The 6,033-nt window shown below is 60.6% G+C and carries 5 protein-coding genes and 1 pseudogene; 4 read left to right on the top strand and 2 right to left on the bottom strand.

Annotated elements, in window-relative coordinates; translation table 11 throughout:
• From dnaK to ACTS1X_RS02065, 4 genes are all read left to right on the top strand, one after another.
• Positions 1 to 1,304, top strand: a 1,304-nt coding sequence (gene dnaK / locus ACTS1X_RS02080) for a molecular chaperone DnaK (RefSeq protein ID WP_442612730.1), incomplete at its 5' end; no start/stop codon positions are given.
• 57 nt (positions 1,305 to 1,361) lie between these two features.
• A complete protein-coding gene (gene dnaJ / locus ACTS1X_RS02075) occupies positions 1,362 to 2,483 on the top strand; it encodes a molecular chaperone DnaJ (RefSeq protein ID WP_442612729.1) in 1,122 nt (373 codons plus the stop codon).
• 91 nt (positions 2,484 to 2,574) lie between these two features.
• Positions 2,575 to 3,321: an alpha/beta hydrolase gene (locus tag ACTS1X_RS02070; protein ID WP_442612728.1), complete on the top strand. Its 747-nt coding sequence runs from the start codon at positions 2,575 to 2,577 to the stop codon at positions 3,319 to 3,321.
• Between the two features lie 61 nt (positions 3,322 to 3,382).
• Positions 3,383 to 4,333 (top strand): MBL fold metallo-hydrolase, encoded by a 951-nt coding sequence (locus ACTS1X_RS02065; RefSeq protein ID WP_442612727.1) that lies wholly within the window; start codon positions 3,383 to 3,385, stop codon positions 4,331 to 4,333.
• A 19-nt stretch (positions 4,334 to 4,352) separates the two neighbouring features.
• On the opposite strand, the gene ACTS1X_RS02060 is transcribed toward ACTS1X_RS02065, so the two are convergent.
• Positions 4,353 to 5,738: a methyltransferase domain-containing protein gene (locus tag ACTS1X_RS02060; RefSeq protein WP_442612726.1), complete on the bottom strand. Its 1,386-nt coding sequence runs from the start codon at positions 5,736 to 5,738 to the stop codon at positions 4,353 to 4,355.
• A 33-nt stretch (positions 5,739 to 5,771) separates the two neighbouring features.
• A pseudogene (locus ACTS1X_RS02055) lies at positions 5,772 to 6,033 on the bottom strand (adenylosuccinate lyase); the annotation flags it as partial.

The following is a 6,033-nucleotide window of genomic DNA, read 5'->3' as shown; positions in this document are numbered from 1 at the left end:
TCGGCGACGGCGTGTTCGAGGTGAAGTCGACCAATGGCGACACCTTCCTCGGCGGCGAGGATTTCGACAGCAAGGTGGTCGAATTCCTGGCCGATGCGTTCAAGAAGGACGAAGGCATCGACCTGCGCAACGACAAGCTCGCGCTGCAACGTCTCAAGGAGGCCGCCGAAAAGGCGAAGATCGAACTCTCGTCGGCCCAGTCGACCGAGGTCAACCTGCCTTTCATCACGGCCGACCAGAACGGTCCGAAGCATCTGGTGAAGACGATCACGCGTTCCGACCTCGAACAGCTGGTCGATAGCCTGATCAAGCGGACGCTCGATCCGTGCAAGAAGGCGCTCGAAGATGCGGGCGTGAAGGCCGGCGATATCGACGAAGTGATCCTGGTCGGCGGCATGACCCGCATGCCCAAGGTCCGCAAGACCGTCCAGGATTTCTTCGGCAAGGAACCGCATACCGGTGTCAATCCGGACGAAGTCGTCGCCATGGGCGCGGCGATCCAGGCCGGCGTTCTGCAGGGCGACGTCAAGGACGTGCTGCTGCTCGACGTGACCCCGCTGTCGCTCGGCATCGAGACGCTGGGCGGCGTATTCACGCGGATGATCGATCGCAATACGACGATTCCGACGAAAAAGACGCAGGTCTATTCGACTGCCGACGACAACCAGAACGCCGTGACGATCCGCGTTTTCCAGGGCGAACGCGAAATGGCGTCGGACAACAAGCTGCTCGGCCAGTTCGATCTGGTCGGCATTCCGCCGGCGCCGCGCGGCGTTCCGCAGATCGAGGTCACCTTCGATATCGACGCCAATGGCATCGTGAATGTGTCCGCCAAGGACAAGGGCACCGGCAAGGAACAGCAGATCAAGATCCAGGCCTCGGGCGGTCTCGACGATGCGGACATCGAGAAGATGGTCCAGGAAGCCGAGCAGTTCGCCGAGGAAGACAAGAAGCGGCGCGAGGCGGCCGAGACGAAGAACCAGGCCGAAAGCCTCGTTCACACGACCGAGCAGCAGCTCGCCGAGCATGGCGACAAGATCGACGCCGATCTGAAGTCCGACATCGAAAGCAAGATCGCCGAGACCAAGACGGCGATCGAGGCCGACGACAGCGCGGCGATGAAGGCCAAGTCGGAAGAGCTGGCCCAGGCCGCCATGCAGATGGGCCAGAAGATCTACGAGGCGCAGCAGGCTGAAGCCGGCGCCGCGGAAGGTGATGCCACGGCCGATGCCGGCGGATCGGGCGAAGACGAGGATGTCGTCGACGCCGAATTCTCCGAAGTCGACGAAGACCAGAAATCCTAAGATGATCGGGGGAGGGGCCTTGGGCTTCTCCCCCGGCTTCGTCGCGCTGGGGCAGCCATGACGGAAGTCGATTATTACGAACTGTTGCGGGTGGATCGGGGCGTCGACGGCGCCACGCTGAAATCCGCCTACCGCAAGCTCGCCATGGAATATCATCCGGACCGCAATCCGGGCGATGCCGAGTGCGAGGCGAAATTCAAATCCATCAACGAAGCCTATGAGTGTCTGAAGGATCCGCAAAAGCGCGCGGCCTATGACCGGTTCGGCCATGCCGCTTTCCAGAATGGCGGCGGCGGTCACCAGCAGGACGGGTTCAGCGCCTTCTCCGACATCTTCGAAAATATCTTCGGCGAAGACTTCATGGGCGCGGGACGGGGCAGGGGCCGCGGCCGAGACGTTCGGCGCGGAGCGGACCTGCGCTACGACTACGAGATAACGCTGGAAGAGGCCTTTAACGGCAAGGACGCCCAACTCACCCTCGATGTGACGGCATCCTGCGAGACATGCGAGGGATCGGGCGCCAAGCCGGGAACCTCCGCCCAGACCTGCGCGACCTGCCAGGGCCATGGCAAGGTGCGCGCGCAACAGGGCCTGTTCCTCGTCGAACGGACCTGTCCGTCCTGTCATGGCCTCGGCCAGGTGATTGCCGATCCCTGCGAGGACTGCCGCGGCGAAGGCCGGGTCGACACGACCAAGACGATCGATGTCAAAATCCCGCCGGGCGTCGACGACGGGACGCGCATTCGCGTGTCGGGCGAAGGCGAAGCCGGGGCTCGGGGCGGGCCGGCCGGCGACCTCTACATCTTCATTCACCTGCAGCGGCACGAACTGTTCCAGCGCGAGGGCACGACCTTGTTCGCGCGCTGCCCGATCTCGTTCACGACCGCCGCGCTGGGCGGCTCTATCGAAGTGCCGGGGCTCGATGGCGAAGTGCACGAGTTCCAGATCCCGCCCGGCATGCAGACCGGCAAGCAGCTGCGCAAGCGCGGCGCCGGCATGCCCGTGCTGCAGGGCCGCGGCCATGGCGATCTTGTCGCCCAGTTCGATGTCGAAACCCCGACCAAGCTGTCCGCGAAGCAGAAGGAATTGCTGCAGGAATTCCGCGAGACGGAAACCGGCGAGGAATCGCCGCAAAGCGCCGGCTTTTTCGACAAGCTTAAGACGATGTTCGGCGAATAGCCGGATCGCATGGCTCTCAAGCAGGGCGCATGGGTTTAGAGCAGATGGTCGAACCGGACCATTTGAAAAGAATGAACCACGAGGCGCGGCCATGCATGTAAAGCAGCTTTTCGCAGCGGTGCTCGTGCTGCTGATCCCGATAAAGGCCACGGCATCGGATGATATGCCGGTCCATGCCGGCTTCCGCCATGCGATAGCCGAGGATTGCGATCCATCACGGCACACCGTGGTCGGCCTGCATTTCATGGGTGGCAGCGCCGCCGTGTCGCAGGCGCTGTTCGCGCTGCCCGATAGCACAGTCAATTTCGTGGCGGTGGAGGGTGCGCACGCGTTTGAGGATGGCCGATCCTGGTTCGCGGCGGACCATTATGACAAGCCGGTATCGGACCAGAACGCCGAATTGGTCGAAACGGCCGATGCGCTCGCGCTGTTCTTGCAGGATATCGACGCGATCTGCCCGACCCGGGGCAGGCCGATCGTCACCGGCTATTCGCAGGGCGGCGATCTGGTGCATCTGCTCGCCATCCGCCATGCCCATCTTATCGGCGCGGCCATCCCCATGGGCGCGCGGTTTTTCGAAAATTGGCGCTATGCGGGCCGAGATTCCCAGGAAAAACCCCCGATTATCCTGATCCATGGCGGTTCGGATTTCGTCGTATCGCCGACCAATGCCCTGCGGGCGGCCGAATTCTATGCGACGAACGCAAGACATATCACGCTGCGGCTGTTTGAGGGAACAGGTCACGCCTATCCTCCGGAGATGCGCGCATTCTATCGCGCGATGGTCCGCGACCTCGTATCCCGGCTCGAAAGCGATCGTCAGGCGGCCCAAGACTGAGCTTCGACATTCCGCCAGCATGGAGCTAGGGATGGTCCGTCCTGTCAGGGAGACTTCCGCAATGAACCGTTTCGTTCCGCTTTCCGCACTTGCCCTTGTTATCGCCACTCCGGTCTCCGCCCAGGACGACCGCTTCGACAATGTCGAAATCCGCGCCGAGCAGCTGGTGCCTGGCATTGCCGTATTGTTCGGCCGGGGCGGCAATATCGGCGTGTCGCATGGCGAAGACGGGACCGTGCTGATCGACGATCAGTTCGCGCCCCTGACGGAGCGTATCCAGGCGGCGATCGCCGCTCTGGGCGCCGATCCAGTCCGGTTCCTGTTCAACACGCACTGGCACGGCGACCATACCGGCGGGAACGAGAATTTCGGTGAGGCCGGGGCATTGATCCTCGCACATGAGAATGTTCGTATCCGCATGGCGAATGGCAGCGAGGGCGATCGCCCGGTGCCTCCGGCTGCGCCGGTCGCGCTTCCGGTCGTCACCTATCATGACGGCGTAAAGCTTCATCTCAACGGCGATACCGTCCACGCGATCCATATGCATAACGCGCATACCGATGGCGATTCGGTGATCTGGTGGGAGGTGGCGAATATCGTCCATATGGGCGATCTCTTTTTTCACCAGATGTCGCTACCCTTCATCGATCGCGCCTCGGGGGGCAGTGCGCAGGGGCTGCTTGCGGCCGTAGAGCGCGTGCTTGCGATGATCGACGACGAGACCCGGATCATTCCCGGGCACGGTCCGATGGCGACGCGCGCCGATCTCGTCGCCTATCGCGCCATGCTGCTCACCATCAACGAACAGGTGCAGGCGGCGATCGACGCCGGTAGCTCGCTGGAGGAAATTCAGGCGATGAATATTGCCGCGCCGTACGAGGTCGAAGGCGGGTTCATCTCGGCCGAACGCTATATCGGCTTCGTCCATGACAGTCTGACCGATCCCGATGCGATGGCGCACGAGCATGCGGATCATGGGCCCGATCACGACGATGGCGATGATCACCACTGAAACGAAGGCGCGAGATCGGCTACTCCGGTTTTTGGATCACGACTGTTAGCTTCGTCGTCAGCAGATCCTCATCGCTCATCGATTTCCAGGGCTCAATGAGCCTGGCGGCGGTTTTTCGAGGCATTTCGGCTTTGGTCTCGTTCATCGAAACAATCCGGAAACCTGCTTTCTCGATCGCGGCTAAATGCTCCGATTTGCGTAATCGATTCATTGAAGGCGGCGCCTCTTCTTCGGTCAGAAACGTCCACGCGTCAGCATCCGAATCTGCATCATAGCTGCGATGATCGGCCATATCGATAAAGTGGAACTGGATGCCGCCTGGCGTCGCTTTGCGGTACAGCCATTTCATGATCGCGTCAGCATCGTCGACATGTTCAAGGACAGCGAAGGATACAGCGAATCCGAGTTCGCCGTCATCGACCGGCAATTCGAGGACATTCTTCGGATAATGTTCGATCTTGCCGCTAAGTTGCGCCATGGCGCCGCTCCAATCGCCTTTGGCAAACCTTTCGATTTCAAAATCGTCGAGACGTTCGCGGAATAGCCTCTCGTCGGTGCCTGACATCCTTATTTTCTCTGGAAATGCCCGCATGTGAACGACGATGTCATACATCGAATATGCGGAAAATAGCGCGTTGCGCGGCGGTTGCAGGTCGCAGGCCAGCGTGCGCCGAAAGCCGTTGAGATAATAATAGGCGGAGAGCGCGACCGGATCGTGTGGGCCGCAACCCAAATCGAGAAATGTTGAGTTTCTCGCAATATTGCGGTCGGCGAAGGCTCGGTTTGCCGTGTGGGCTTTGCGCAATAGCTTCTCCCAGCCATGTTTCCCAATGCCCGCATGCTGGAGCCGCCGACCGCCAAACAGCAGATGATTGAGCTTTTCCATTCGGTTCAGCCTGCTGTTTGCCATTTTGGGCAATTGTCGGATCAGCAGATCAATGGCTTCATCATGCCGTTCCGCGCCCAACAGGGAGTCGAAGTCCGAAAGAAATTGTTCCTCGTCGAATCCGGATAGTCTGAAGATGGTCGACCCATACCGTGAGTCCGATTCGGTATATCCTCGGCTCTCGAGGTTTTCTCGAAGTTTCTCCAGCCGATCTATTTCGGCGTCGATCTGCGCAGATTGCTTTTCGAGCTTCCGCCGTTTTTCTTCCAGCTTCCGACTTTTCTGATCGAGTCGGGCGGCGCGTTGCTCTTGTCGGAGTTGGGTTTTGGAAAGCCCGCTACCTCGCCTCTCGAACTCGCGAGCGCGCGCTTCCTGTCGCTTGTTCTGTTCGTCAAGTGCGTCGCGGCGCATCTCTAGCTGTCGCTGGAAATTCTCGAGCCGCTTGCGGATACGCTCTTCGACAACTGCCGAGCCCTCCATGATCCGCCGTCGCAGCAGCCATTTCTGGAAGATATTCATGCTGTCCCCCGGGGGCTATGTCGGCAAGCGAGTCTATGTGCCAAATACGCGTCCAAATATCGTATCGACATGTTTCAGATGATAGCCGAGATCGAATTTTTCCTCGATCTCCGAATTGCTTAGCGCCGCCGTCACGTCTTCATCGGCCTTGAGCAGTTCCATCAGCGACAGCGCGCCATCGGATTCCCAGACCTTCATCGCGTTGCGCTGGACGAGGCGGTAGGCGTCTTCGCGGCTGACCCCGGCCTGGGTCAGCGCGAGCAGCACGCGCTGCGAGTGGACGAGCCCGCCCATC

The organism is Parasphingopyxis sp. (genome assembly GCF_052168275.1).
Lineage (GTDB): Bacteria > Pseudomonadota > Alphaproteobacteria > Sphingomonadales > Sphingomonadaceae > Parasphingopyxis.
The sequence above is the reverse complement of the archived record's forward strand: the minus strand, read 5'-3'. Positions and strand labels throughout refer to the sequence as shown.